1 protein-coding gene is annotated in these 878 nt (G+C 47.7%); it reads left to right on the top strand.

Translation table 11 applies throughout. The annotated features are described in order from the left end of the window. Nucleotides 1-67: 67 nt before the first annotated feature. On the top strand, nucleotides 68-878 hold an 811-nt coding region (locus R7093_RS24555), incomplete at its 3' end, for a serine/threonine protein kinase (protein WP_318146929.1).

The following is an 878-nucleotide window of genomic DNA, read 5'->3' as shown; positions in this document are numbered from 1 at the left end:
CAAAAAGCTGTAACGACAACGTCGATAATTAATGGAAAAAGGCTCAGTAATGAGCCTTTTTGTTTATATGTCCCAAAGTATGTTTAACTTTGACGCCCTCACCCCTGATTTCATGTGGTACGCGTTAGAAAGCATTGGCATTCGTGCTGAATCGGGCTTTCTGCCTCTCAACAGTTACGAAAACCGTGTGTATCAATTTACCGATGAAGAGCGTCGTCGCTACGTCGTGAAGTTCTATCGTCCGGAACGTTGGAGCAACGAGCAGATTCAAGAAGAGCACGATTTCACGCTTGAGCTGATTGATAACGAAATCCCCGTCGCCCCACCCGTACGCATCAATGGCAACACCCTGCACCACTATCAAGGCTATGGGTTCGCTCTCTTCGAAAGCGTAGGCGGTCGTCAGTTTGAAGTCGATAACATAGAGCAGCTTGAAGGAGTTGGTCGCTTTTTAGGACGCATCCATAAAGTCGGCAGCCGACAAGCTTTTCAACATCGCCCTACCATTGGTTTGCAAGAGTATCTCTACCACCCACCTGAGATTTTGCAAAACGCCAATATGATCCCGATGCATTTAGAAAACAGCTTTTTCAATGACTTGGACATGCTCATCAAAGCCATCGAAAACCACTGGCAAGGCAGCTTCGCAACGATTCGTCTGCATGGAGATTGCCATCCGGGTAACATCTTGTGGCGCGACGGCCCAATGTTTGTCGATTTAGATGACTCGCGCAACGGCCCTGCCGTACAAGATTTGTGGATGCTACTTAACGGCGAACGCCAAGATAAGCTGATGCAACTGGACATCATTTTAGAGGCGTATCAAGAGTTTTGCGATTTTAACGCCGCGGAATTGAAACTAATCGAGCCGCTTCGCG

This window comes from Vibrio sp. 1580 (assembly GCF_033340055.1).
This window is presented reverse-complemented; position numbering and strand designations above follow the sequence as displayed.